The following is a 584-nucleotide window of genomic DNA, read 5'->3' on the forward strand; positions in this document are numbered from 1 at the left end:
CCCTTGACGATTCAACAAATCACGCATCATACGGCTACCTGCAAAAGGGTATTGCATATGTAATTCATCAATACAGCGCATCAGCTTCAGATCTGATGCACTCACAGGTTTTGGGCGATAGTAATAACAACCACGGGAGACTTTCAGTAGCTTAGCTTGCTTAGATACTGAAATCTGAAGTGAGTCGTCGATTAACTTTTGTGGTTGAAGCGGCCCAGTTTCTTCAACACACCTTCTAAAAAATCAATTTCTAATGCCTGCTCACCGATTTTTGCATGTAGTTTTTTTAGATCAATGGGTGGTTCTGCTGAAGCTTTTGATTGATCGAAGGCTTGCGAGGAAGCCGAAATCAATTGATTTTTCCAGTCGATAATTTGGTTTTGATGAACATCAAATTCAGCACTCAATTCAGCAAGTGTTTTTTCTGCTTTAATTGCAGCAAGTGCTACCTTAGCTTTAAAGTCATTTGAATGATTTCTTCTTGGTCTACGTGCCATAAAATACTCCATATATCGATGTTTATAACATCATTTGGGGAGCAAAATATCACTTATAGGTGTTGTTCAAATTTCCGAATCCATCTC

1 pseudogene is annotated in these 584 nt (G+C 38.7%); it reads right to left on the reverse strand.

The features are described from left to right. Positions 1–509: pseudogene (locus CL42_RS16935) on the reverse strand (IS3-like element ISAba14 family transposase); the annotation flags it as partial. Positions 510–584 lie beyond the last annotated feature (75 nt).

This window comes from Acinetobacter sp. Ver3 (genome assembly GCF_000632455.1).
Lineage (GTDB): Bacteria > Pseudomonadota > Gammaproteobacteria > Pseudomonadales > Moraxellaceae > Acinetobacter.